Source organism: Arthrobacter sp. KBS0703 (genome assembly GCF_002008315.2).
Classification (GTDB): Bacteria; Actinomycetota; Actinomycetes; order Actinomycetales; family Micrococcaceae; genus Arthrobacter.
Map to the genome: position 1 here is coordinate 2,401,904 of NZ_MVDG02000001.1, position 24,801 is coordinate 2,426,704.

A 24,801-nucleotide genomic window follows, 5' to 3' on the forward strand; every position below is an offset into this window, starting at 1 on the left:
GCGGACCGGCGTCCGTTTAATCGCAGCCCGTTGATCACAGCCCCTGGCAGATCTAGATTTATTTCATCAACCGATGAATTACTCGCCGGGAACCTTCCGGTGATGCCGGAGGCGGACATGGGAAGAGCAACAGATGCGGGCCCGGCTCCGGGCCCGTCGTCGGGTTCCGGGCACGGCGCTGCGGGCCCCGCCGTGGAAGCCGCGGGCCTCCACGTCCGCCGCGGCGGAACCCACGTCCTCCGCGGCCTCGAATTCACCATTCCACCCGGCCGGATCACCGGGCTGCTGGGGCCCTCGGGAAGCGGCAAGACCACGCTCATGCGGGTCCTCCTCGGCGTTCAGCGGATATCCTCCGGCACTGTCCGCGTGCTCGGCAGGCCCGCGGGCCATGCCCGCCTTAGGCATGAGGTTGGCTACGTCGCGCAGTCCCCCAGCGTGTACACAGACCTGAGCGTCGAGGCCAACGTGCGCTACTTCGGCGCCATGCACGGCCGGAACCGCGGCGACGCCGCAGCGGCGATTGCCGCCGTCGGCCTGGCGGACCTGGCCGGGCGAAAGACCGGCGACCTGTCCGGCGGGGAGCTCAGCCGGGTGTCGCTGGCGTGCGCCCTGGTGTCAGAGCCCGCGTTGCTGATCCTTGACGAGCCCACGGTGGGGCTGGATCCGGTGCTTCGGGCCGAGCTGTGGGACCGCTTCCGCACCATGGCCGACGCCGGGACGACACTTTTGGTTTCCAGCCACGTCATGGAGGAAGCCGGCCACTGCGCCTCGCTCCTGCTGCTCCGGGAGGGCCTGATACTCGCGCAGCTCACGCCCGCGGAGCTCAGCCGGCGGGGCGGAAGCGAGGACCTGGAGAAGGCCTTCCTCAACATCATCCGCGGCGCCGGGAGCGAGGTGGCGCCATGAACTTCGGGATGATGCTGGCCACGGCGGGCCGGGTGTTGGACCAGCTCCGGCACGACCGGCGGAGCATCGCCTTGATTCTCGTGGTTCCGGCGTTGCTGCTGACGGCGGTCTACTTCCTCTTCGAAAATGAAGCACTGCCCGCCGGCGTCCCGCGGACCTTTGACCGGGTGGGACTGATGATGCTGGCGATTTTCCCGTTCGTGGTGATGTTCCTGGTGACCTCCATCACCATGCTCAGGGAGCGAACGTCAGGGACGCTTGAGCGGCTCCTGACCACGCCCATCCACAAGGCGGACCTACTGTTCGGTTACGCCGTGGCGTTCTCGGTCATGGCCGCCATGCAGTCCCTCGTGGCCACGGCGGTGGCGTACTGGATCTTCGGCCTGGACATCAAGGGCAGCCCTGCCCTAGTGGTCATGGTGGCCGTCGTCAACGCGGTGCTGGGCGTGGCACTGGGACTGTTCTGCTCGGCCTTCGCCCGGACTGAGTTCCAGGCCGTGCAGTTCATGCCCGTGGTGGTGGTGCCGCAGATCCTGCTCTGCGGACTCTTTGTGGCGCGCAGCCGGATGAACGGCTTCCTGGAGGGCGCCTCCAACGTGCTTCCGCTGACGTTCTCGGTGGACGCACTGCAGGAGATCGCCGGCAACAGCACGGCCACGGCCGCAATGTGGCAGGACGTCGGAGTCATGGCCGCCGTGGTCCTGGCGGTGCTGGTCCTCGCTGCGCTGACCCTGCGGCGGAGCACGCCGTGACGGAACGGCGCGGACGGCGTTCCGCGGGCGGGGAAGGATCCCGCGACCAGATCCTCGCTGCCGCGCGGGGGCTTTTTGCCGAACAGGGCTTCGAGGGCACCAGCCTGAGGCAGGTGGCGCGGAAAGCCGGCGTGGACCCCGCCATGGTCCATCACTTCTTCAGCGGCAAGGATGAGCTGTTCTCCCGGAGCGTGGGGCTGCCCGCCGATCCCGCGCAGGTCTTTGCCGGAGTGGCGGCATCCGCACCCGGGCAGCGCGCCGAAGCCATTGTCCGTGCGGTCCTGCGCCTTTGGGACAGCCCGGCACAGCGCGGCCTGCTTGCCTTCCTCCGCGGCACCATCGGGTCCACAGCCAAGACCGCGCTCCTTAGGGATCTGGTGGCACGCACAGTGCTGCCCCGGATCATGGCCGGTGTGCCCGGAACGGCAGATGAGGTGGCCATTCGGGGCAACCTCATGGCCAGCCAGCTCGTGGGGCTTGTACTGGTCCGTTACGTGGTCAGGCTTGAGCCGCTTGCCTCGGCCTCGCAGGATGACGTGGTGCGGCTCGTTGCGCCGAACATCCAGCGTTACCTGACGGGACGACTTTGAGAAACGTTCAGAACAGAACGGTGGCGAAGGTCCCGACCTGGCGGAAGCCGACCCGTTCATAGGTGGCGCGGGCCCGGGAGTTGTAGTCGTTGACGTAGAGGCTGGTGATTGGCGCTATCTTCTGGGCCAGCAGCACCACTGCGGCCATGTAGCCCGCGCTCAGGCCCAGCCCGCGGTAGCTGGGGTTCATCCACACGCCCTGGACCTGGGTGACTTCCGACGTCACTGCCCCGAGCTCGGCCTTGAACACCACCTCGCCGTCGCTCAGGTGGACCAGGGAATGCCCCTGGCGGATCAGCCCGGCCACCCTCCGGCTGTAGAAATCGCGCCCGCCCAGGTACGGCGAGTAGCCCACTTCCTCCTCGAACATTGCCGCGCAGGCGGGCAGGATGGTGTCGAAGTCGGCATATTGCCCGAACCCCAGCTGCCAGTTAGGTTCAACGGCCGGCGGTCCGGCAATGGTCATGAGCGGCTGGTCCGGCCGCACCTCGTGTGCGGCGTGGCCGAGCTGCTCCAGATGGCTGTGCAGGGCAAGGACTGTGCCCGCCGGGCCGAAGATTGAGGCGTACCGGCGGCCGGACCGGTGGGCTGCCGCTGCCACTGCCCCGGTGAAACCGGGATCAAGCTGGACGGGAACCAGGTTGGCGCCCGCCCAGCAGGCACCGACCAGCACGCCGTCCTCAAAGACGCCCAGCACATTGGCGCCGCCGGGAGTCGGCGCGGCCGTTCCGGTGGATTCCAGGTGCGCAAGGATGAAGACATTCGCCACCGGATCCGCGCCGGCCAACTGGCGCAGCCCGGCCGTGTCCGCGACGCCGAGTACCCGGACGGTTGCGCCGTCCGGGTCTGTTCCGTCCTTATGAGACGCTAACCACGGGGCTACCCTTGACAGCATCTTCGCCATCGGCCTCCCCCATCTCTTCCGCGATACGCATGGCCTCTTCGATCAGTGTCTCAACAATCTGGCTCTCGGGAACAGTCTTGATGACCTCGCCCTTCACAAAGATCTGGCCCTTGCCGTTGCCGGACGCAACGCCCAGGTCCGCTTCGCGTGCTTCGCCCGGTCCGTTGACGACGCAGCCCATGACGGCGACGCGCAACGGGATCTCCATGCCCTCGAGTCCGGCGGTCACCTGTTCGGCCAGCGTGTACACATCCACCTGCGCGCGTCCGCACGACGGGCAGGAGACAATTTCCAGCTTGCGCGGGCGCAGGTTCAGCGACTGCAGAATCTGGTTGCCCACCTTGATCTCCTCGACCGGCGGGGCGGACAGGGAGACGCGGATGGTGTCGCCGATGCCGCGCGAAAGCAGCGCCCCGAAGGCGGTGGCGGACTTAATGGTGCCCTGGAAGGCGGGGCCGGCCTCTGTGACACCGAGGTGCAGCGGCCAGTCACCCTTCTCGGCCAGCATCTCGTAGGCCGCCACCATGATGACCGGGTCATTGTGCTTGACGGAGATCTTGAAGTCGTGGAAGCCGTGCTCCTCGAACAGGGAGGCCTCCCAGACGGCCGATTCAACCAGCGCTTCCGGCGTGGCCTTGCCGTACTTCTTCAGGATGCCCGGCTCGAGGGACCCGGCGTTGACGCCGATGCGGATGGACGTGCCGTGGTCCTTGGCCGCCCTCGCGATTTCCTTGACCTGGTCATCGAACTTGCGGATGTTGCCGGGGTTCACGCGCACGGCCGCGCAGCCGGCCTCAATGGCCGCGAAGACGTACTTGGGCTGGAAGTGGATGTCCGCGATGACCGGAATCTGGGATTTGCGGGCGATGATCGGCAGCGCCTCGGCGTCATCCGCCGACGGGCAGGCCACACGGACAATGTCGCAGCCGGACGCCGTCAGTTCCGCGATCTGCTGCAGCGTGGCGTTGATGTCCGTGGTGGGGGTGGTGGTCATCGACTGCACGCTGATGGGCGAATCGGACCCGACGCCCACGGAGCCGACTTTGATCTGGCGCGTCTTGCGGCGGGGCGCAAGGACGGGCGGCGGTGCGGATGGCATTCCCAGGCTGACCGAGGTCACGTGGACTCCTTGTATCGAAGAATCAGTAAGTACGGCGGCTAGGCTGCGTGCCCGGCCAGCAGGCCGGTCAGCGGCGCCCACACCGTGGTGCGTGTGCCGGAAATGACGCCGGCTGCCGCGAACGGGTCCTGCCGGAGGATCTCGTTCAGCGCGTTCTCGTCGGCCGCCTTGAAGATGAGCAGTGCACCGGCGCCGTCACCGTAGGGGCCGCTCGCCAGGATGGTCCCCTCCTCCGCCAGTCCTGCGGTCCATTCGCGGTGCGCCGGGCGGCTGGCATTGCGGGTCTCGGTGGACTCGGCGTCGTATACGTACTCAACAGCAAAAACAGTCATACGGATACCCTATCCCGCAGCCGGGCTAGCCGAGGAGCACGACCTTCGTGAAAGCGGCGACGCCGGCGGCCCACAGCATGGAGGCGAGGGTCCCGATGATGAAGCGCTCTGCCGCAACCGGCGTTTCCTTTAGCTCGGCGAAGCGGCCCAGGCCCTTGATGGCCACCACGTAGGCAATGGCCACAGGCTGCCCGGCGAGAATGGCGAGGCATACGGCCAGGCGCTCCAGCACTCCGATGATCGCCCCGCCCCGGAGGATGCGCACGGTGGGCGCCGCCGCGGTCGCTTCACCGCCCACCGTAATATCGCCGTTCACGGTGTTTTCACGGTCCGGTTTTTCACGGTCCACGTTTTCACGGTCCACGCTTTCATGATCCACAGTGACGTCGGCCGAGGGGTCATCGGCAGCGTCCGCGCCGGCGGTGACAGCGTCGGCTTTGTCGTCGATGGTCCGGGCCAGCCTGAACACCAGCGCTGTCACGGGCCAGCCTACGAAACCGGCCGTCAGCAGTGCTGCGGCGATCCAGAGTGCGTTCACCGTTCTCCTCGGTTGCTTGCGTCGGGGCCGACGGTGTCGCGGATCAGCCCATGGGCGGTTGCCAGCAGCATTTCCGCCGCTGGCCTCGCCGCCCATTCTTCCTGCCATCCGGATCTGAGGATGGCCCGGCTCACCGACTGGTCGCTGATTCCCAACTCCCTGGCCACCTGTTTCTGCAATCCGTGCCGGCCGGGATCACGCTCATTCTTGGCGCGGAGCGCATCGACCACCCGCCACTGGGCTTCGGTCCGTTCCCGGACCAGCCGTCCGATGAGCCGCAGCACAGCCTCTGCGTTGGCGCAGGCCCTCACCCCGGCATCGCGGGTTTCGGCACCACGGCTCCCGGCGCCACCGCCCGCCGGGGCGCCCGCGGAGGCAGGCAGGCCGCGCCGGACACCCCGGAGACCACCGCCAGGGGACGTGGCGGCGGCGGCCTTTGCCCGTGTCTCTTATACACATCTCTGGCGCGCCGCTACGAAGGCAGGTCCGGATCCTTCGCGGGGGCTGGCCGTTAACGGCAGGTTCACCGGCCCGACGCCGATGCCCACATACCAAAGGCCACTCCGGAGCGCATGCAGGGCTACGTCCACCACGGCAGCGGGCTCGTCAAGGACGCCCTGGACCTCGTCACCCACCGAGCGCTCGAACCGGGCACTGGAGAACGGCCGCAGCCCGTCGAGGAATTCGGGCACCCTGTCAATGTCAGTACTGCTGCCCCGCTGGTCGATGGTCATGACGTACATGAATCAACCTTAGGCGGCTCAACTTCCAACATCAATCATTTTCAGCTGATTGTTTAAAATCAGCCAAAAAGAGGTGAATGCTGACGTCACCGCCCAGCGGGTGCTAACCGAAGAGATTCACCGGTTTCACGATGTCCGCGTAGATCAGCAGCGCGCCCATGCCCATCAGGAGCGCGGCCACCACATAGGTCACCGGGAGCATCTTCGCGATGTCAAAGGCTCCGGGATCGGGTTTGCCAAACAGCTTGGCCACGCGCCGGCGGACGGCCTCGTAGAGCGCTCCGGCAATGTGTCCGCCGTCGAGAGGCAGCAGCGGCACCAGGTTGAAGACCGCCAGCGCGAAGTTCAGGCCGGCAATCAGGCCCACCAGGGCCGCGAGCCTGGACTGCGCCGGAACCTCTTCCATGGCGGCCACTTCGCCGGCCACCCGGCCCACGCCCACCACACTGATGGGACCGTTCGGGTCCCGGGGCTCCTCGCTGAAGGCCGCCTTGGCCACCCCGGCCACGCGGGCGGGGAGATTGAGGATGACGCCGGCAACCTGCCGGATGTTCTCCCCTGCCATGGGCAGGACGGCCGACGCCGGTTGCGGCACCAGCGCCGTCTGCGCCCCGATGCCGAGGAAGCCGACATCCTGGTACATCAGCTTCCCGGCGTCGTCCTTGGCCTGGCGGCCGTCGGCACCGACCACCGGCCGCGCCGAAAGCACCGGCGTGACGGTGGTGGTGACGGGCGCACCGTTCCGCTGCACGGTGATGCTGACTTCCCTGCCGGCCGAGGCGCGGATCCAGCCTGTCAGCTCATCCCAGCTGGTCACGGCCTTGCCGTCGAAGGCCGTGATGACGTCGTTGGGCTTGATGTGCGCGGCGGCAGCGGGAGTCAGCTTGCAGTCGGCTGAGTTCGGATCGACGGTCTCCCCCGCCTTCACCTGGCACTTGGAGACGTCGGCGATGGTGGTTGTGGGCTCGGCCAGGCCGAATCCCATGAGCATCACTGCGGTCAGCACCACGCCGATCAGCAGGTTCATCGCCGGTCCGCCGAGCATGACGATGATCTTTTTCCAGACCGGGAGCCGGTAGAACACGCGGTTCTCGTCCCCGGGGCCGACTTCCTCATGGGCCATGGAGCGGGCCTCGGTGGCCAGTGTCTGGAACATGCCGGTGCTGGAGGGACGGACGGAACCGTCTTCCTTGTTGGGCGGGTACATGCCGATCATCGACACGTAGCCGCCGAGCGGAAGCGCCTTGAATCCGTATTCGGTCTCGCCCTTTTTCGTGGACCAGAGGGTGGGGCCGAAGCCGATCATGTACTTGGTGACGCGCACCTTGAAGAGCTTGGCCGGGAGCAGGTGTCCCACCTCGTGCAGGGCGATGGAGACCGCGATGCCGACGGCCACAAAGACGACACCAATAATGAAGAGAATGACGGGACTCATGCTTTCGATCTGCTGCTTCCTAGAGACTGCTCACTGCTAAACGTTCGTGCGTGCGTGCACGTGCCCACTTCTCAGCATCCAGCACGGACTCGACCGTTAGCACGGAGGAACCCGGATGTTCGCTGAGTACGGCTTCGATGGTATCCACGATGTCTGTGAACCGGATCCGGCCCGCATGGAACGCCATCACGGCTTCCTCGTTGGCGGCGTTGAACACGGCCGGGTAAGTGCTTCCCTGCTTCGCCGCGTCCTTGGCAAGGCCGACGGCCGGGAAGGCGGCGGCGTCCAGCGGCTCGAACGTCCAGCTGGTTGCCTGCGTCCAGTCGCAGGGTGTGGCCGCCTGCGGAACGCGGTCCGGCCAGCCCAGCCCGAGGGCGATGGGCAACCGCATGTCCGGCGGGGAGGCCTGGGCGATGATGGAGCCGTCCACGAACTGGACCATGGAGTGGACCACGGACTGCGGATGGACCACGACGTCGATCCTGTCCAGCGGGATGTCGAAGAGCAGGTGGGCCTCGATCACCTCGAGACCCTTGTTGACCAGGCTGGCGGAGTTGGTGGTGACCATGGGCCCCATGTCCCACGTGGGGTGGGCGAGGGCTTCCGCCGGGCTGACGGACGACAGCTGCTCCCGGGTCCGGCCGCGGAACGGACCGCCCGACGCCGTCAGGATGAGCCTGTCCACTTCGGCGGCGGAGCCTGAACGCAGGCACTGGGCGATGGCCGAATGCTCCGAATCCACCGGCACAATCTGGCCTTCCGCGGCGGCGGCTTTGACGAGGGAGCCGCCCACGATCAGCGATTCCTTATTGGCCAGCGCCAGCGTGGCTCCGGATTCCAGGGCGGCCAGCGTCGGTGCCAGTCCGATGGATCCGGTGATGCCGTTGAGCACCACGTCCGCCTCGACGGCGGCGATCCGGGTGGAGGCGTCGGGGCCGCTGATGACCTCCGGACGGTACCCTGCCAGCCCGGCCGCCCGAGCGGCGTCGTCGATCAAGTCCTGCAGACGGCGGGGATCCCCCTGGGCCATGCCCACCGCGGCGGCCTGCGTGTGCACGGCCTGCTGCGCCAGGAGCTCCAGGTTGCCGCCGCCGGCGCTCAGTGCCACCACCTCGAAAAGGTGCGGGGCGCCGTCGACGACGTCAATCGCCTGCGTGCCGATGGAACCGGTGGATCCGAGGAGTACGATTCTGCGCGGCTGCCCTGTCGCTGGACGGCCGGCTGGACGGCTGGAGCCCGAAGTCTGCATGGATTAAGTATCCCGCACCGCGGGCCGCCTCCGGACGGGCGGTAAGCACCCGGACTAGCCGAGCGCGAGTTCCAGGACGCCCTTGGACACGGTGGATACCGCGCCGGCGTACGCGATCACGACGACGATCTTCCGCACCAAGCCCGGCTGCACCCGCCCCGACAGCAGGTCACCGGCGACGATTCCGAGGATCATGGCGGCCAGGATGCCCAGCCACTGCCAGCCTTCCAGGGCCGGAAGGTGGCCGCCGGAGAACAGGTATTTGGTCAGCAGCGAGGACAGGCCCGTGGTGATGAAGTAGGGCTGCAGGGTGGCGCCGAAGCTCCGTTGCTCCCAGCGCGTGACGATGGCATACGCGGTGATGGCCGGACCGCCGACTCCGGCGGCCGCGTTCATCAGCCCGCTGGTAAATCCCAGCGTCACCATGGGGGCAGCGCCCGCGGCCCGCCAGGAGCTGCGGTTCAGCCGCTGGGAAGCCAGCAGCCCCAGGATCAGCAGGACTCCGATGCAGATCTCCAGCGGGGCCTCAGGGACATGGCTGGCCAGCCAGGCGCCGGGTACCACGCCGGTCAGCGCGGAAGCCGCGAGGCCGAAGTAGCGCCGCCACTGGACGTGCCGCCAGACCCGCGACAGGATCAGCAGCGACGACGCCGCACCGCAGAGGTTGATGATCATCACGCCGTCGAACGGCCCCAGGAGCACCACCAGGACCGGCGAGACTAGGAGGCCGAATCCCAGCCCGGCCAGTCTTTGCGCCAGCGCTCCCGCGACAACCACGATGAGCACCAGAGCAAACATGGTTCGATCCTAGTGCCGCCCGCGACTGCCTTGACGGGTTTCCCGGCAGGCGTAACGTGGAAACGTGGACTGGGCTTCCTGGTTCGACGCGCCGGACTACGAATTCGCCCGGCTGGTATTGCAGCGGGGCATAGCCGCGCTCTATTTCGTTGCGTTCCTGTCAACCCTGAACCAGTTCCCTGCGCTGCTCGGCGAGCGCGGCCTCCTTCCCGTCCCCGATTACCTGTCGGGGTTCAGCAGGCTGCGGCGGCCCACGCTCTTCCGATGGCGTTACTCGGACCGGCTGCTCCGCGCCGTGTGCGGGACGGGGCTTGCCATCTCGGCCGTCCTGGTGGCCGGACTTCCGCAGGCGGGGCCCCCGTGGCTGCCGATGATCGCTTTCCTGGCGCTGTGGCTGCTGTACATGTCGATCGTGAACGTGGGGCAGACGTTCTACGGATTTGGCTGGGAGATGCTGATCCTCGAGGCCGGCTTCACCGTGGCTTTCCTGGGTTCAGACCAGACAGATCCGCCCCGGACCGTCCTGCTCCTGGTGGCGTGGCTGGTGTTCCGCCTGGAGTTCGGCGCGGGCATGATCAAGATCCGCGGCGGCCGGGAGTGGCGGGACCTCACAGCCCTGTACTACCACCATGAGACCCAGCCCATGCCGGGTCCCCTGAGCCGGCAGGCGCATCTGCTGCCGAAGCCCTTTCACCGGCTGGAGGTGCTGGGCAACCACTTCGCCCAGCTCGTGGTGCCGTTCTTCCTGTTCGCTCCCCAGCCCGTGGGAAGCGCCGCGGCGGGCATCATCATCTTCACGCAGCTGTGGCTTGTGGCCAGCGGCAATTTCGCGTGGCTGAACTGGATAGCGATTGTGCTGGCCTTCGCCGCAGTCAGCGACTCCGTGGCCCACGCAGTCCTGCCGGTCCTTCCGCTGGACTGGCACGCGGCCGGCGGCGCTCGGCAAACTCCGCTGTGGTGGCTCATCCTCACGCTCGCCGTCACGGTGCTGCTCCTGGTGCTCAGCTACTGGCCGGTCCGTAACCTGTTCTCCCATCATCAGCTGATGAATGCCAGCTTCAACCGGTGGCAGCTCGTGAACACGTACGGCGCGTTCGGCACGGTCACGAAGCAGCGGATCGAGGTGGCGGTGGAGGGCACCAGCGACGAGGAGCCCGACGAGTCGGCGGACTGGCGGGAGTACGGATTCAAGGGAAAGCCCGGGGACGTGCGCAGGCTGCCGCGCCAGTGGGCCCCGTACCACCTGCGGCTCGACTGGCTGATGTGGTTCCTGCCCCTGCGCACCGTGCACGAGGAGTGGTTTTACGCCTTCCTGGAAAAGCTGCTGAAGGCGGACAAGGTGGTGCTGCGCCTGTTGCGCGACGACCCGTTCGACGGCGAGCGCCCCCGCTGGGTGCGCGCCCGGACGTACCTGTACCGTTTCTCCAGCCGGGCCGAGTTCCGTGAGACCGGCCAGGTCTGGATCCGGACGCCGCTGTACGAGGCCATCCCGCCCCTGTCCCTGCGGCGCGGCGGCTGAGCAGGCAAGTGCGGAGAGGAAGCGCCCGCGTTAGCGGGCCTTGCGGAGGGTCGCTTCGGCGTGCTTGAGGATGGGGCCGTCGATCATCTTGCCTTTGAACTGGAACACGCCGGTCCCGGCGGCGCGGGCGGCCTCGAGGAGTTCCCTGGCGGCGGCCACTTCATCCCCCGACGGCGCGTAGGCGGCACGGACGGCAGCCACCTGGCCGGGATGGATGCAGGCCTTCGAGCTGAAGCCGGAGGCCACGGCGTCCCGTGCCTCCTCGGCCAGCCCCTCAAGGTCGGGGATGTTGACGTAGACGGCGTCGACCGCCTCCTTGCCGAAGGCACCGGCAGCCAGGAGCACCGACGAGCGCGCGTGCAGGGCCACGGCGCGGTAGCCGCCGTCGTCCTTGCGGCTGGATGTCCCGCCGAGGGACGCGAGCAGGTCCTCGGCGCCCCACATGAGCGCCACGACGTTCGGGGCGGCGGCGATGGCCGGCGCGTTGACGATGCCGGCCGCCGTCTCGCACAGCGCGATCACGTGGAAGCCCTCCAGCGCCCGGAGCTGCTCAGCGCTTTCCGTCTTGGCGAGCATCACGGTGCGGTAGGGCGTGTGGGCCAGGCAGTGCAGGTCCTTTTCGAAGTCCTCCGTGCCCGCCGGGTTGATCCGGACGATGGTCCGGCTGGGATCGAGCTCCGGCCCTTCGCCTGAGCTGCCGAGCTGGGCAAGGATGGCCCCCCGGGCCCGCTTCTTGTCCGCAGCCGCCACCGCGTCCTCGAGGTCGATGATCACGGCGTCGGAGCGCTCGGCAGCCTTCTGGAAACGCTCGGGGCGGTCAGCAGGGCAGAAGAGCAGGGCCGGGCCCATCACAAAAGTCATACAGTCATTGTCCGATTATTTTTCCGTCTGCGCCTGCATGTACGCCTCCCGCGTCCACATCAGGCAGCTGCGCGTGGCGAGGGCCACCACTGTGCCGTTCTGGTTGCGGCCGGTGTGCTTCATGGTGACGATCCCCTGGCCGGGCCGGGACGCGGAGAGCCGTTTGCCCGTGATGACGGTCTCGGTGTAGAGGGTGTCGCCGTGGTACAGCGGACCGGGGAAGGACACATCGGTCAGTCCCAGCTGCGCGATGATGGTGCCCTGCGTCAGCTGCGGAACGGACTGCCCGACGACGGTTGCCAGGGTGAACATGGAGTTCACCAGCCGCTGGCCGAACGGCTGCCCCGCGCTCCACGCCGCGTCAAGGTGCAGCCCCTGCGTATTCATGGTCATGGTGGTGAACAGGACGTTGTCGGTTTCGGTGACCGTCCGGCCCGGACGGTGCGCGTACACCACGCCCTCTTCGAGTTCCTCAAAGTACAGCCCGCGCTGTTCGATCACGCGGGGGCTGCCGCTGGTTGGGCTTGTCGAAACCCCGTCAGCACTCTGTTCAGCGTTCGCCGTCATACGGTCAGTTCCTGGTCTTCCTCGAGCAGCTCGACGCCGGTGGCAGCGGCGACGTCCTCGACGGAGACGTTCGGGGCCAGCTCCCGCAGCACCAGGCCGTCCGGCGTCACGTCAATGACGGCGAGGTCCGTGATGATCCGGTCCACGCAGGCCTTGCCCGTGAGCGGCAGGGTGCACCGCTCCACGATCTTTGGCCGGCCGCTCCGGTCCACGTGCTCCATCATGACGATGACCTTCTTGGCGCCGAAGACCAGATCCATGGCGCCGCCCATGCCCTTGACCATCTTGCCCGGGATCATCCAGTTGGCCAGGTCCCCGTTGGCGGCGACCTCCATGGCGCCGAGCACGGCGACGTCCACATGGCCGCCCCGGATCATGCCGAAGGACAGCGACGAGTCGAAGAAGGCCGCGCCCTTGTTGACCGTGACGGTTTCCTTGCCCGCATTGATGAGGTCCGGGTCCACCTCGTCCTCGCCGGGGTAGGGTCCGACGCCCAGGATCCCGTTCTCCGAGTGCAGCACCACCTCGACGCCGGCGGGGATGTAGTTCGGGATCAGCGTGGGCATGCCGATGCCCAGGTTGACGTACTGGCCGTTGCTGAGTTCCTGCGCCACCCGCTCCGCGAGCTCGTTGCGCGTCCATCCCTTGCCCTCCGGGTGGGACGTCGCGGCACGCCGGTACTCATGGCGGACGGCCTCGGGGCGGGGCGGCGCCCCCTGCGAGCTGTTCGACTCCATGGCTACGCTCCTGCCTGTTCGGTGGTGCCGGCTGCGGACTGCGCCGAAAGGGCAACCGTCCGCTTTTCGATCCGCTTCTCGATCTCGGGTGCGACGACGATGCGCTGGACGAAGATGCCGGGCACGTGGATGTGTTCGGGGTCCAGCTCCCCCGGCTCCACCAGTTCCTCGACTTCGGCGATGGTGACCCTGCCCGCCATGGCACAGAGCGGGTTGAAGTTCATTGCCGTGGCGTGGAAGACCAGGTTGCCGTGGCGGTCGCCCTTCCAGGCGTGGACCAGGCCGAAGTCGGGTGTGAGGGACTCTTCGAGGACGTAGTCCACGCCGCCGAAGCTGCGCACCTCCTTGGGAGCGGAGGCGACCGCGATGCTGCCGTCGGCGTCGTACTTCTGCGGCAGGCCGCCGTCGGACACCTGGGTACCCACGCCCGCTTTCGTGTAGAACGCCGGGATGCCGGCACCGCCGGCGCGCAGCTTCTCCGCCAGCGTGCCCTGCGGGGTGAGGACCACCTCGAGTTCGCCGGAGAGGTACTGCCGGGCGAACTCCTTGTTCTCCCCGACGTACGAGCTGATGGTGCGGCGGATCCGGCCGTCCCTGAGCAGGATGCCGAGGCCCCAGTCGTCCACGCCGCAGTTGTTGCTCACGGTTTCCAGGTCCTTGGCGCCGCGGTGGTGCAGGGCGTCAATGAGGGCCACCGGGATCCCGCAGAGGCCGAAACCCCCGACGGCGAGCGACGCGCCGTCGTGAATGTCCGCGACCGCTTCAGCAGCGCTGGCAACAACCTTGTCAATCATCGTTGATCCTTTCAGGCCGGCTACAGTCCGAGTTCCCGGGCGATCAGCATCAGCTGGACCTCCGTGGTGCCCTCCCCGACTTCAAGGATCTTGGAGTCGCGGTAATGGCGCGCCACGGTGAATTCGTTGATGAAGCCATAGCCGCCGAACACCTGGGTGGCGTCCCGCGCGTTGTCCATGGCTGCCTCGCCTGCGACCATCTTAGCTATGGCCGCCTGGGTCTTGAACGGCTTGCCGGCGAGCATCCTGGCGGCCGCATCGTAGTAGGCCAGCCGGGCCGTGTGGGCGCGTGCCTGCATGCGGGCAATCTTGAAGGAGATGGCCTGGTACTTGCCGATGTTGTGGCCGAAGGCCCTGCGGTCCTTGGCGTAGCGGACCGAGAGATCCACGCAGCCCTGGGCCGCGCCGGTGGCCAGTGCCGCGATGGCGATGCGGCCTTCGTCAAGGATGGACAGGAAGTTGGCGTAGCCCCGCCCCTGTTCACCCAGCAGGTTGGCCTCGGGCACGCGGACGTCCTTCAGCGTCAGCGGGTGGGTGTCGGACGCGTTCCAGCCCACCTTGTTGTACGCCTTCTCGGCCTTGAAGCCGGGCGTGTCGGTCGGCACCAGGATGGTGGAGATTTCCTTCTTGACGCTGCCGTCCTTGCGCTCGTGCTGGCCGGTCACGGCGGTCACCGTCACCAGCCGGGTGATGTCAGTCCCGGAGTTGGTGATAAATTCCTTGTTGCCGTTGATCACCCAGTGCCCGTCTTCCAGCCGGGCGGTGGTCTTGGTGCCGCCGGCGTCCGAGCCCGCTTCCGGCTCGGTCAGGCCGAAGCCTGCAAGCGCCTTTCCGGACGCCAGCAGCGGCAGCCATTCCTCCTTCTGGGCCTCGGTACCGAAGCGGTGGACGGGCATGGCGCCCAGGGAAACGCCCGCTTCCAGGGTGATGGCCACGGACTGGTCCACCCTGCCGAGCTGTTCCAGCGCGAGGGCCAGGGCGAAGTAGTCCCCGCCCATGCCGCCGGATTCTTCGGGGAACGGCAGACCGAACAGGCCCATGTCCGCCATCTGGGAGACAACCTCGTAGGGGAAGCTGTGCTCTTCGTCGTGCTTGGCCGAGACGGGCGCGACGACCTCGTCGGCAAATTCCCGGACGGTGTTGCTGAGGTCCTGGTATTCCTCGCTGAGCTCAAAATCGGCCATAGCTAGGCTTCCTTACGTTCATTGGTTGGATCTTGGATTGGGGATTCTGACGGGCCGGCGGGCGGCTCGGCGTGGATCGTGGCGAGCACCTGGTCCGCCTTCACGAGGTCACCGGTCTTCGCGCTGATGTGCACCGTTCCGGCCACCTCGGCCACGAGCTGGTGCTCCATCTTCATCGCTTCCACGGCTAGCAGCACCTGCCCGGCTTCCACGGCGTCGCCGTTGTCCACGGAGACTGACACGACGGTCCCCGGCATGGGTGAGCGGACTTCGGGGTCGGCCACACCCTCTTCCCGCTCGATTGCGGCCAGGACGCGCGCGAGGCGGGATTCCCGGGTGAGGACGTCGAGGCCGCAGGACCATCCGCCGTTTCCCACGTAGACCTGCTGCGGACGCCCTTCATGGGGGTGGCCCTCCCAGTGGGAGCCCAGCGCGAAGGTGTGTGCCTGCCCGTCGATTTCAAGGTCGACGGACCGGCTGGTCAGGGCCAGGAGGGCGGCCTTTCGCTCCGGTCCGCCGTTGACGCGGACCGTCGCATGGCCGAGGTCCTGTCTCTTATACACATCTAGATGTGTATAAGAGACAGGTGGCCGCGGCTCCGCCGGGGAGCCCGAAGCTCATGCGCCAGGGGGCGGGGGTGCCCAGCCGCCAGCCCCGGCCGGTGTCCCAGGGCGAGGCGACGCCGGCCGGCGCCTCATGCATGGCCCAGAACGGGAGCGCCGCGGCGATGAGCTCGGTGTCTCCGGCGCTCCGGAACGTGAGGTCCGGCATCTTGCGGTCAATGAGGGTCGTGTCGAGGCGGCCGGCGCGGACGTCGTCGTCGTTGATCAGGAGCCGCAGGTATTCCACGTTGGTTCCGACCCCCAGCACCGTGTACCGCTCCAGCGCCCTGTCCAGCTTGTCGAGTGCCGCTTTGCGGTCCGGGCCCCACGCGATGACCTTGGAGAGCATGGGATCGTAGTCGCTGGAAATTTCCAGTCCGGGCTGCAGCGACGAGTCGATGCGGATGTGCGGGTCCGCGGAGGCGGGCGCGAAGGCGGGCGGGTCCGCCCGGGCCGTGAAGGTGGTGCCCCGTTCATCGAGCAGGACCACCTCGCCGGAGGACGGCAGGAAGTTCCGCTCCGGGACCTCCGCGTATACGCGCGCCTCTGCGGCGTGGCCGTTAAGCACGACGTCGTCCTGCGCCACGGTGAGCACCTCGCCGGCGGCGATGCGCACCTGCCACTCCACGAGGTCCACCCCGGTGACCATTTCGGTGACCGGATGCTCCACCTGCAGGCGCGTGTTCATCTCCATGAAGAAGAATTCGTCCGGGGCGTTGTCCGAGACCAGGAACTCCACGGTGCCCGCCCCGGTGTAGTGGACGCTCCGGGCCGCCTGGCAGGCGGCCTCGCCGATCCGCGCCCGGGTGGTTCCGCCGTCGGCCAGTGATTCCAGGAGCGGCGACGGCGCTTCTTCAATCACCTTCTGGTGCCTGCGCTGCAGGGAGCATTCGCGCTCCCCCAGGTGGATGACGTTCCCGTGCGTGTCGGCGAGCACCTGCACTTCGATGTGCCGCGGGGCCTTGACGAGGTGTTCCAGGAAAAGCGTGTCGTCGCCGAAGGCGCTGGCCGCGACGCGACGCGCGGTGGCCAGCGTTGCCGGGAGGTCCTCCGGCCGTTCCACCACGTGCATGCCCTTGCCTCCGCCGCCCGCGGACGGCTTGATGAGCAGGGGATACCCCACGGCCGCGGCGGCGGCGATCAGGTCGTCGTCGGTCAGCCCCGGTTCGGCGATGCCCGGGATCACCGGGACGCCGTATCCGGCCACGTGGTTCTTGGAGCGGATCTTGTCCCCCATGACGTCCAGGGATTCGACGCCGGGGCCGATGAAGGCGATGCCGGCGGCCTCCAGGGCGCGGGCGAACTCCACGTTCTCGCTCAGGAAACCGTAGCCGGGGTGCACCGCCTGGGCGCCGGTGTCCTTGCAGGCCCTGATGATCGCCTCGATTTTCAGGTAGCTTTCGGCCGCGGCGGCCGGACCGATCCGCACGGCGAGGTCCGCTTCCCGCACGTGGCGGGCGTCGGCGTCGGCGTCGCTGTAGACGGCGACCGAACGGATGCCCATGGCGTGCAGCGTCCTGATCACCCGGCAGGCGATTTCGCCGCGGTTGGCCACGAGGACGGTGTGGAACAGGTTGGGGTCAGCTGGATTGGTCATGGCCGCTCACATCCGGAAGAGGCCGAAGGAAGTCTCCGGCAGCGGGGTTCGGGAGACGACGTCGAGCGCCAGTCCCAGGACAGTGCGGGTGTCCGCGGGGTCGATGACGCCGTCGTCCCAGACACGGGCGGTGGAATAATAGGGACTCCCCTGGTCCTCGTACTGCTGCTTGATGGGAGCCTTGAAGGCTTCCTCGTCCGCTGCGGACCACTCCTGCCCGGCGGCCTCATACTGGTCGCGCTTCACCGTGGCCAGCACACTGGAAGCCTGGTTGCCGCCCATCACGGAGATGCGGCTCGCGGGCCACATCCACAGGAAGCGCGGCGAGTAGGCCCGCCCGCACATCGAATAGTTGCCGGCGCCGAAGGATCCGCCGATCACGACAGTCAGCTTCGGCACGCGGGCGGTGGCGACGGCCGTCACCATCTTGGCGCCGTTCTTGGCGATGCCGCCCTGTTCGACGTCCTTGCCCACCATGAAGCCGGAGAGGTTCTGCAGGAAGACCAACGGGATGCCCCGCTGGTCGCAGAGCTCAATAAAGTGGGCGCCTTTGAGCGAGGACTCGCTGAAGAGCACGCCGTTGTTGGCCACGATGCCCACGGGATGCCCGTGCAGCTTCGCGAAGCCGGTGACCAGGGTGGTGCCGTAGTTCTTCTTGAATTCGTGGAACCGGCTGCCGTCCACGAGGCGGGCGATGACCTCACGGACGTCATACTGTGCGTTGACGTCCGTGGGGACGGCTCCGTAGAGCTCCGCGGGGTTCACTACAGGCTCGACGGCGGTGTCCACGTCCCAGGCGGGCGCGGCTGGCCGCGGCAGGGTGGAGACGATGTCGCGGACGATCTGCAGGGCGTGTTCGTCGTTCTCGGCCAAGTGGTCCGTGACGCCGGAGATCCGGGAATGGACGTCGCCCCCGCCGAGCTCCTCGGCCGTGACGATCTCGCCGATGGCCGCCTTCACCAGCGGCGGTCCGCCCAGGAAGATCGTTCCCTGATTGCGGACGATGACCGTCTCGTCGCTCATGGCCGGAACGTACGCGCCGCCGGCGGTGCAGGAGCCCATGACGGAGGCAATCTGCGGAATCTTGGCCGCGGACATCCTGGCCTGGTTGTAGAAGATCCGGCCGAAGTGCTCCTTATCCGGGAAGACCTCGTCCTGTTTGGGGAGGAAGGCTCCGCCGGAGTCCACGAGGTAGACGCAGGGCAGCCGGTTTTCCAGCGCGATCTCCTGGGCCCGCAGGTGCTTCTTCACCGTCATGGGGTAGTAGGTGCCGCCCTTGACGGTGGCGTCGTTGGAGATGACCAGGACCTGGCGCCCGTGGACCAGGCCGATGCCCGTGATCACGCCGGCGCCAGGAGAGTCGTCGTTGTACATCCCGTTGGCTGCCAGCGGGGCAATCTCAAGGAACGGGCTGCCGTCGTCCAGGAGCTGGTCGATCCGCTCCCTCGGAAGGAGCTTGCCCCGGGCCACATGGCGCTCGCGGGATTTCTCCGGCCCGCCCAGGGCGGCCACGGCGAGCCGCTTCCGCAGTTCGCCGGCGAGCGCCTCCTGGGCGACGCTATTGGCCGCAAAGGCCTCGCTCGTGGCGTCCAGCTTGCTGGCGAGTGTCTCCATTGACCGCTTCCATTTCCTTGACCGGCCCGGATTCCCGCGGGCCCGGCTATTTTCGGTTAGTGCCGTGTAACTGAGATTTAGGTTAGTCTCTATTAACTGTGATGTCCAACACACGGATGAGTTGCTAGAGTTTGCAGTTTCGAGGAGGAAATGTGCAGATCACGGAGCACGGCCAGGTTGCCGAAAGCAGCGATGCCGTCCAGCCCGCCCCGCCGGACCAGGGAACCACGCCCAACCGCGCGACGCAGCGCAGCCGGGCCAAGGAAACCCGCCGTCAGGCCCTGCTGTCCGCGGCCGCCTCCCTCTTCGCCGCCGACGGTTTCAACCGCGTCTCCCTGGAGGACCTCGGTGCCGCCGCGGGGGTGAGCGGCCCCGCCGTGTACCGCCACTTCCCGGGGAAGCAGGCCGTGCTGGGGGCCCTGCTCCTGACGGTCAGCCAGGACCTGCTCGACGGCGGCCGGCTCGTTGTTGCCGACGCCGCGGACCCCCTCGCGGCGCTGGGCCGGCTGGTCCAGTTCCATGTGGACTTTGCGCTCAGCAATCCGGACGTGATTCGGGTCCAGGACAGGGACTTCAGCAACCTCACCGACGAGGACCAGGCCCATGTCCGGGCGCTGCAGCGCAGCTACGTGGAGCTGTGGGTGGACGTTCTGGCGGGGATCCACCACGCAACGGACACGGCAGACCTCCGGATGCGCGCCCATGCAACCTTCGGACTGATCAACTCCACGCCGCACTCGGTCCGCAACCACGGGCGGAGAATGGCCATCAGGTCGGCACGGCCGCTCCTGGAGAACATGGCGCTGGCCGCCCTCACGGCGCCCGGCGGACCCCAAGCCGCCGCTGACTGAGCCGGCGCACCGCTGATTGAGCCCGCCCACCGTTGATTGAGCCCGCCCAGCGCTGATTGAGCCCGCCGAAATCGGTTTCGACAGGCTCAATCAGCAGGCACTAGACCATCGCGAGCGCCATGCCCGGATCAGCCAGGAGGGCTCCGAGGTCCGCCAGGAACCGGGATCCCTGCTCGCCGTCCACCAGCCGGTGATCGAAGGACAGGCTCAGGGTCATGACCTGTCTGAGCGCGACCTCGTCCTGGTACTCCCACGGCATCTTCCGCACCGCGCCCATGGCCAGGATGGCGGCCTCCCCCGGATTGAGGATGGGCGTCCCGGCATCGATCCCGAATACACCGATGTTGGTGATGGAGATGGTGCCGCCGGAGAGCTCCGCCGGGCTGGTCTTGCCGGCTCGGGCCGTCTCGGTCAGCCCGGTCAGCGCCGTGGACAGCTCCGCCAGCGTCATCCGGTCCGCGTCCTTGATGTTGGGAACCGTCAGGCCGCGCGGGGTGGCCGCCGCAATCCCCAGGTTCACGTAGTTGAACTGCACGATCTCCTGGTTGGCCTCATCCCACCGGGAATTGAGGGTTGGACTGCGCCGCAGGGCGATCAGGGCCGCCTTGGCCACGAGGGTCAGCGGCGTCAGCTTCAACCCGGCAAAGGCCTTGCTCGCCTTCAGCCTGGTCAGGAGCTCCATGGCCGGCGTGACGTCCACGGTCAGGAACTCCGTGACGTGGGGCGCGGTGAACGCGCTGGAGACCATGGCCGCCGCCGTGAACTTGCGCACCCCCTTGATGGGCGTGCGCATCTCGCGTTCACCAGGCCGGGGAGACGGAACGTGTTCCTGCGCCTGGCCGGCTTCGCCCGCCAGCTCCTGGGCCGCGGCCGGAAGGTCACCGCCGCCCACGAAGTTCCGTACGTCGTCGCGGGTTATCAGCCCGCCGGGGCCGCTGCCGGTAACATGCTCCAGGTCCACGCCAAGGTCCTTGGCCAGCTTCCGCACCGGCGGCGTGGAGCGGGGCCGCTCGCCGGTCAACGGTTCGGCGGGCTTGGTTTCGACAGGCTCAACCAGCGGCGCGGCGGTTTCGATATGCTCAACCGGCGCGGCTGCGAAGGTGCGCGCACTGCGGACAGGGCGGCCGGTATCTTCGAGGACCGCGCCGTACCCCACCAGGTTCGGTTCGCGTTTGGCGGCGGGCGCCTCAGCCGCACCGCCGGCGGGCTGGCCGGCGGCCTCACCCTCCACCTCGAAGGAGACGATCGGCTTGCCCACCTCCACCACGGTGCCCGGCTGCTCGTGCAGGGCGGTGACCACACCGGCAAACGGGGAAGGCAGCTCCACGACGGCCTTCGCCGTTTCCACTTCGGCAATGATCTGGTTCAGGGTCACGGTGTCGCCAACATTGACCTTCCAGCTGACGATTTCGGACTCGGTCAGGCCTTCGCCGAGATCGGGGAGCCGGAATTCCTTGATCATGGTGGCGGTCATCCTTCCAGCCCGCTCAGCGAGTTCGGCCGGCCGAGCGCACGGTCAACGCCGTCGAGGATCCTGTCCAGGCTCGGAAGGTGGTGCATCTCCAGCTTGGAATAGGGGTACGGCACATCGAATCCGGTGACGCGGACGGGAGCAGTCTCCAGGTAGTAGAAGCAGCGCTCGGTGATACTGGCGGCCAGCTCGGCGCCCAGGCCACCCGACTGCCCGGCCTCGTGCGTGATGACAAGCCGGCCGGTCTTGCGGACGGATGCCTCCAGCGCCGCATAGTCGACGGGCGCGAGGGAGCGGAGATCAATGACTTCGATGGAAACTCCCTCATCCGCCGCGGCAATGGCGGCGTCCCGGGCGGTCTTGACCAGCGGGCCGTAAGCCACCAGCGTGACATCCCGTCCGTCCGTGATGACGCGGGCATTCCCCAGCGGCAGCGCGCTGCCCGGCTCCAGGGTCTCATCGACGTCGCCTTTGTCGTGGTAGCGGCGTTTGGGTTCGAAATACAGCACGGGGTCATCGCAGGAAATGGCCTGCTGGATCATGGTGTACGCGTCCTGCGGGCTGGACGGGCTCACCACCCGCAGGCCGGAGGTGTGCGTGAAGTACGCCTCCGGAGACTCGGAGTGGTGCTCGGGTGAACCGATTCCGCCGCCGAACGGGACGCGGACGGTGATGGGCATCTTAACGGCGCCCTGGGTGCGGTAGTGCATCTTGGCGACCTGGCTGACGATCTGGTCGAACGCCGGGTAGATGAAGCCGTCGAACTGGATCTCCACGACGGGACGGTAGCCGCGGTAGGCAAGGCCCACCGCCGTGCCCATGATGCCGGCCTCGGCCAGGGGCGTGTCCACAACACGGTGCTTGCCGAAGTCCTTCTGCAGGCCGTCGGTGACTCTGAAGACGCCCCCCAGGGTTCCGATGTCCTCGCCCATAAGGACTACTTTGGGATCGTTTTCGAGGGATTTGCGCAGGCCCGAATTGATGGCTCGGGCAAAGGTCATCTGTGTCATCAGCGTGCACCTTCCTCTGAGTTGGCTCCTGCGGGATCGCCGAAGGATGCCAGGTAACGGGAGTAGTGGTCCTGCTGGCGGTCCAGCCAGGAGTTCGGCGTGCTGTAGACGTGCTTGAAGATGTCAAGCGGCTCCGGCTCGGGCATGTTGATGGTGCCGGCCCGGAGTTCCTTGGCCACGGCGTCGGCCTTCGCAGCGACCGCGGCCTCAAGGTCCGCGGTCAGCAGTCCCTTGCGGTCCAGCAGCGACTTCACCCTGCTGATCGGGTCCTTGGCGGCCCAGTCCTCGAGCTCGTTGGCATCCCGGTACCGGGTGGGGTCATCCGCCGTCGTATGCGGTCCCATCCGGTAGGTCACGGCCTCGATGAAGGTGGGGCCGCCGCCGCGGCGGGCACGGTCCAAGGCAATGCGGGTCGCCGCCATGACGGCGAGGACATCGTTGCCGTCGACCCTGATGCTGGGAATTCCGAAGCCTGAGGCGCGGTCCGCGAGGTGGATGTGGGACTGCAGCCGCACGGGCTCCGAGATGGCCCAGTGGTTGTTCTGGCAGAAAAACACCACGGGAGCCTGGAAGCTGGCCGCAAACACCATGGCCTCGTTGACGTCGCCCTCGCTCGTGGCGCCGTCGCCGAAGTAGGCCACGGCGACGCAGTCGGCGCCGTCGTTCTGGATGCCCATGGCATAGCCCGTGGCGTGCAGGCTCTGCGCCCCGATGATGATCTGCTGCGTGGCGACGTTCACGGTGAACGGGTCCCAGCCGGCGGAGGCGTTGCCCCGCCAGGCTCGGACCAAGTCCTCCGGTCTCACTCCCCTGCAGTAGGCAACACCGTTGTCACGGTAGCTGGGGAAAACAAAGTCGTCGTCGCGCAGCGTGCGGGCCGATCCGATCTGGGCTGCTTCCTGGCCGAGCAGCGGCGGCCAGAGTGCCAGTTCGCCCTGGCGCTGGAGCGCCGTGGCCTCGGCGTCAATCCTGCGGATGACCACCATGTCCTCATAGAGGGAGCCGAGCTGTTCGTCCGAGATGTCCCGGACCCAGGGGTCGTACTCCGGATGGCTGACACGCTCCCCTTGGGGGGTGATCAGCTGGACCAGGTTCTGGCTGGCCCCTCCTCGATGTCCCGTACTGTTGCCCGGGCCGACGGCGGGTGTACCGCCCTGGCCCACTTCGTCTGTCAACACCGTTGCGCAACCTTCTGACGTCGTGTGACCGCCCCGTGCAAGGACTCGTGATCCCGCCGCGCGACAGCCTTCGGGGCACCGTTGCCCCGGATAATTGTGACCATACTCACAATGCTCAAGGGGTACAACCACCGCCGCGGAAACTGAGCACAATGCACCATTTGGCCGACCCGGACCGTGCTAGCCTTGCGCATTATGCAAGCTTTGGATGGCACTGACACGCGGCTGCTTTCAGCCTTGGCCCGGGATCCGCGCAGGACCGTGGTGGCCCTGGCCCAGAAGCTGGGACTGTCCCGGAACACGGTCCAGGCACGGATGGCCCAACTCGAGAAGAAACACGTCTTCCTCTCCTTCGAACGCCGCATCAATCCGGTGTCGCTCGGCTACCCGCTCATGGCTTTCATCTCGGTGCACGTCCAGCAGCAGAAACTGGGCCGGCTCGCCGAAGAGCTGGCAAGCGTGCCCGAGATCCTGGAAGGCTACGGCCTGACGGGTTCGGCCGACCTTCTGCTCCGCGTAGTGGCACTTGACGCCGAAGACCTCTTCCGGATCAACGGAAAAATCCTCGCGTGCGACGGCGTGGACAGGACCGATACAGCCCTGGCCATGGGCGAGCTTATTCCGTTCCGGATCCAGCCCCTGCTGGACCGTGGCTCCGCAGCCGAGTGATGCCGCCGTTCCGCCCGGGGCCGATCCGCCCAGGGGATCGGGCCACAGGATATTGCCACGTAAAATGACTCGAGACATGCCCGGGCGCCGGCAACGGCCCAGTAATCAGGTACGCCCGTGTGGCGGTTGCCGGAAAGGCTCCAGTTGAGCAACCCACAGGACCCGTATCAGCCCGGTCAGCAACCGTACGGCCAGCAGTTCCGCGGCCGCCGGCCGCTCCCTCCCGCGCCCTTCGGGCTGCCGGGCCAGCCTCCGGCGAGGAGCCGCAAGGGCCTGTGGATCGTCGTGGGGATCGTCGGAGGCGTCCTGCTGCTGGTGGTGGTGGGAGTGCTGCTGCTGCTGAACCTCGTGGGCGGGGCTACGCGGAAGGCCTCTGACCTTGCGGACGACTTCACCAAGCTGGTGCTCGCCGGGGAGACGGACAAGGCCTACGACGACTTCATGGACCCGGCGCTCAAGAAACAGCTGACCAAGGAGGATTTCGCTTCCGGCGTCGAGAGCCTCAAGCTGGACCAGTCCTGCGCCACTGTGTACGACGACCTCAAGATGAGCTCCGAAAGCGGATCCAATATCGCCGATGTGACCGGAGTCATTAATTGCGACGGCAAGGACATTGCACTCGTATACCGCTTCGCCGGCAAGGACGAGCTGAAGATGGTCAACATCCGGCTCAAGCCGAAGGGCTGACCGCCGCCCACCCATCCACGGGCCGCCACGGTCCGAATTGCTTCCGAGAGCCCCGCCCGGGGCTCCGCAGTCCGGCCGGGGCAGGCGCCCCGG

At 67.3% G+C, this 24,801-nt stretch carries 27 protein-coding genes; 7 read left to right on the forward strand and 20 right to left on the reverse strand.

Going from position 1 to position 24,801, the window contains the following annotated elements; genetic code table 11:
* Window positions 1-117 precede the first annotated feature (117 nt).
* From B1A87_RS11315 to B1A87_RS11325, 3 genes are read left to right on the forward strand one after another with little or no spacing between them, the layout of a single operon-like run.
* The gene (locus tag B1A87_RS11315) at window positions 118-906 is read left to right on the forward strand and encodes an ABC transporter ATP-binding protein (protein ID WP_078026499.1); all 789 of its coding nucleotides are present in this window, start codon (window positions 118-120) and stop codon (window positions 904-906) included.
* Window positions 903-1,658 (forward strand): ABC transporter permease, encoded by a 756-nt coding sequence (locus tag B1A87_RS11320; RefSeq protein ID WP_185982303.1) that lies wholly within the window; start codon window positions 903-905, stop codon window positions 1,656-1,658. The genes B1A87_RS11315 and B1A87_RS11320 overlap by 4 nt, the downstream gene beginning before the upstream one ends.
* On the forward strand, window positions 1,655-2,248 hold the full coding sequence (locus B1A87_RS11325; protein ID WP_078026404.1) for a TetR family transcriptional regulator: 594 nt from the start codon (window positions 1,655-1,657) through the stop codon (window positions 2,246-2,248). The genes B1A87_RS11320 and B1A87_RS11325 overlap by 4 nt, the downstream gene beginning before the upstream one ends.
* 7 nt (window positions 2,249-2,255) lie before the next feature.
* Here the strand turns inward: B1A87_RS11325 and B1A87_RS11330 are convergent, their stop codons facing one another.
* From B1A87_RS11330 to B1A87_RS11365, 9 genes are all read right to left on the reverse strand, one after another.
* Window positions 2,256-3,143, reverse strand: coding sequence for a GNAT family N-acetyltransferase (locus tag B1A87_RS11330; RefSeq protein ID WP_144275796.1), 888 nt, complete (start codon window positions 3,141-3,143; stop codon window positions 2,256-2,258).
* On the reverse strand, window positions 3,106-4,272 hold the full coding sequence (gene ispG / locus B1A87_RS11335) for a flavodoxin-dependent (E)-4-hydroxy-3-methylbut-2-enyl-diphosphate synthase (protein WP_078026403.1): 1,167 nt from the start codon (window positions 4,270-4,272) through the stop codon (window positions 3,106-3,108). The genes B1A87_RS11330 and ispG overlap by 38 nt, the downstream gene beginning before the upstream one ends.
* A 38-nt stretch (window positions 4,273-4,310) precedes the next feature.
* Window positions 4,311-4,604: a YciI family protein gene (locus B1A87_RS11340; protein ID WP_078026402.1), complete on the reverse strand. Its 294-nt coding sequence runs from the start codon at window positions 4,602-4,604 to the stop codon at window positions 4,311-4,313.
* A gap of 25 nt (window positions 4,605-4,629) precedes the next feature.
* Window positions 4,630-5,142 (reverse strand): hypothetical protein, encoded by a 513-nt coding sequence (locus B1A87_RS11345; RefSeq protein WP_078026401.1) that lies wholly within the window; start codon window positions 5,140-5,142, stop codon window positions 4,630-4,632.
* Window positions 5,139-5,426: a hypothetical protein gene (locus tag B1A87_RS24650; RefSeq protein ID WP_313902472.1), complete on the reverse strand. Its 288-nt coding sequence runs from the start codon at window positions 5,424-5,426 to the stop codon at window positions 5,139-5,141. Before B1A87_RS24650 ends, B1A87_RS11345 begins: the two co-directional genes overlap by 4 nt.
* A 165-nt stretch (window positions 5,427-5,591) precedes the next feature.
* Window positions 5,592-5,885, reverse strand: coding sequence for a hypothetical protein (locus tag B1A87_RS24655; protein ID WP_313902473.1), 294 nt, complete (start codon window positions 5,883-5,885; stop codon window positions 5,592-5,594).
* A gap of 103 nt (window positions 5,886-5,988) precedes the next feature.
* Window positions 5,989-7,320 carry an RIP metalloprotease gene (locus tag B1A87_RS11355; RefSeq protein ID WP_078026399.1) on the reverse strand — a complete coding sequence of 444 codons (1,332 nt, stop codon included), beginning with the start codon at window positions 7,318-7,320 and terminating at the stop codon, window positions 5,989-5,991.
* Between the two features lie 19 nt (window positions 7,321-7,339).
* The gene (gene dxr / locus B1A87_RS11360; RefSeq protein WP_078026398.1) at window positions 7,340-8,569 is read right to left on the reverse strand and encodes a 1-deoxy-D-xylulose-5-phosphate reductoisomerase; all 1,230 of its coding nucleotides are present in this window, start codon (window positions 8,567-8,569) and stop codon (window positions 7,340-7,342) included.
* A 54-nt stretch (window positions 8,570-8,623) separates the two neighbouring features.
* Window positions 8,624-9,367: a sulfite exporter TauE/SafE family protein gene (locus B1A87_RS11365; protein ID WP_078026397.1), complete on the reverse strand. Its 744-nt coding sequence runs from the start codon at window positions 9,365-9,367 to the stop codon at window positions 8,624-8,626.
* 64 nt (window positions 9,368-9,431) lie between these two features.
* Here B1A87_RS11365 and B1A87_RS11370 point away from each other — a divergent pair, with 64 nt between their 5' ends.
* Window positions 9,432-10,886, forward strand: a complete 1,455-nt coding sequence (locus tag B1A87_RS11370) for a lipase maturation factor family protein (protein WP_078026396.1) — start codon at window positions 9,432-9,434, stop codon at window positions 10,884-10,886.
* A gap of 30 nt (window positions 10,887-10,916) precedes the next feature.
* On the opposite strand, the gene B1A87_RS11375 is transcribed toward B1A87_RS11370, so the two are convergent.
* From B1A87_RS11375 to B1A87_RS11405, 8 genes are read right to left on the reverse strand one after another with little or no spacing between them, the layout of a single operon-like run.
* Window positions 10,917-11,747 (reverse strand): CoA ester lyase, encoded by an 831-nt coding sequence (locus B1A87_RS11375; protein ID WP_078026395.1) that lies wholly within the window; start codon window positions 11,745-11,747, stop codon window positions 10,917-10,919.
* A 15-nt stretch (window positions 11,748-11,762) separates the two neighbouring features.
* Complete coding sequence (locus B1A87_RS11380) at window positions 11,763-12,314, reverse strand: MaoC family dehydratase (protein WP_260680797.1); 552 nt, start codon at window positions 12,312-12,314, stop codon at window positions 11,763-11,765.
* Window positions 12,311-13,051, reverse strand: a complete 741-nt coding sequence (locus tag B1A87_RS11385; RefSeq protein ID WP_078026394.1) for a CoA transferase subunit B — start codon at window positions 13,049-13,051, stop codon at window positions 12,311-12,313. Before B1A87_RS11385 ends, B1A87_RS11380 begins: the two co-directional genes overlap by 4 nt.
* Window positions 13,052-13,053: 2 nt before the next feature.
* Complete coding sequence (locus B1A87_RS11390) at window positions 13,054-13,845, reverse strand: CoA transferase subunit A (protein ID WP_078026393.1); 792 nt, start codon at window positions 13,843-13,845, stop codon at window positions 13,054-13,056.
* A gap of 20 nt (window positions 13,846-13,865) precedes the next feature.
* Window positions 13,866-15,029: an acyl-CoA dehydrogenase family protein gene (locus B1A87_RS11395; RefSeq protein WP_078026392.1), complete on the reverse strand. Its 1,164-nt coding sequence runs from the start codon at window positions 15,027-15,029 to the stop codon at window positions 13,866-13,868.
* Between the two features lie 2 nt (window positions 15,030-15,031).
* Entirely contained in the window at window positions 15,032-15,592 is a 561-nt protein-coding gene (locus B1A87_RS25000; RefSeq protein WP_395940241.1) for an acetyl-CoA carboxylase biotin carboxyl carrier protein subunit, read from the reverse strand.
* Window positions 15,585-17,228: an acetyl/propionyl/methylcrotonyl-CoA carboxylase subunit alpha gene (locus B1A87_RS11400; protein WP_395940242.1), complete on the reverse strand. Its 1,644-nt coding sequence runs from the start codon at window positions 17,226-17,228 to the stop codon at window positions 15,585-15,587. Before B1A87_RS11400 ends, B1A87_RS25000 begins: the two co-directional genes overlap by 8 nt.
* A gap of 6 nt (window positions 17,229-17,234) precedes the next feature.
* A complete protein-coding gene (locus tag B1A87_RS11405; protein ID WP_078026390.1) occupies window positions 17,235-18,842 on the reverse strand; it encodes a carboxyl transferase domain-containing protein in 1,608 nt (535 codons plus the stop codon).
* A gap of 152 nt (window positions 18,843-18,994) precedes the next feature.
* On the opposite strand from B1A87_RS11405, the gene B1A87_RS11410 reads away from it, so the two are divergent.
* A complete protein-coding gene (locus tag B1A87_RS11410) occupies window positions 18,995-19,693 on the forward strand; it encodes a TetR family transcriptional regulator (RefSeq protein ID WP_313902474.1) in 699 nt (232 codons plus the stop codon).
* A gap of 100 nt (window positions 19,694-19,793) precedes the next feature.
* On the opposite strand, the gene B1A87_RS11415 is transcribed toward B1A87_RS11410, so the two are convergent.
* From B1A87_RS11415 to pdhA, 3 genes are read right to left on the reverse strand one after another with little or no spacing between them, the layout of a single operon-like run.
* Window positions 19,794-21,167, reverse strand: a complete 1,374-nt coding sequence (locus tag B1A87_RS11415; protein WP_078026389.1) for a dihydrolipoamide acetyltransferase family protein — start codon at window positions 21,165-21,167, stop codon at window positions 19,794-19,796.
* Window positions 21,164-22,174 (reverse strand): alpha-ketoacid dehydrogenase subunit beta, encoded by a 1,011-nt coding sequence (locus B1A87_RS11420; RefSeq protein ID WP_078026388.1) that lies wholly within the window; start codon window positions 22,172-22,174, stop codon window positions 21,164-21,166. Before B1A87_RS11420 ends, B1A87_RS11415 begins: the two co-directional genes overlap by 4 nt.
* Complete coding sequence (gene pdhA / locus B1A87_RS11425) at window positions 22,174-23,352, reverse strand: pyruvate dehydrogenase (acetyl-transferring) E1 component subunit alpha (protein WP_078026387.1); 1,179 nt, start codon at window positions 23,350-23,352, stop codon at window positions 22,174-22,176. Before pdhA ends, B1A87_RS11420 begins: the two co-directional genes overlap by 1 nt.
* 195 nt (window positions 23,353-23,547) lie before the next feature.
* Between pdhA and B1A87_RS11430 the strand changes: the two genes are divergently transcribed.
* Both B1A87_RS11430 and B1A87_RS11435 read left to right on the forward strand, forming a co-directional pair.
* Window positions 23,548-24,021 carry an Lrp/AsnC family transcriptional regulator gene (locus tag B1A87_RS11430; protein ID WP_078026386.1) on the forward strand — a complete coding sequence of 158 codons (474 nt, stop codon included), beginning with the start codon at window positions 23,548-23,550 and terminating at the stop codon, window positions 24,019-24,021.
* Window positions 24,022-24,165: 144 nt separating this feature from the next.
* Window positions 24,166-24,708, forward strand: coding sequence for a hypothetical protein (locus tag B1A87_RS11435; RefSeq protein ID WP_078026385.1), 543 nt, complete (start codon window positions 24,166-24,168; stop codon window positions 24,706-24,708).
* The last annotated feature ends 93 nt before the right edge of the window (window positions 24,709-24,801 follow it).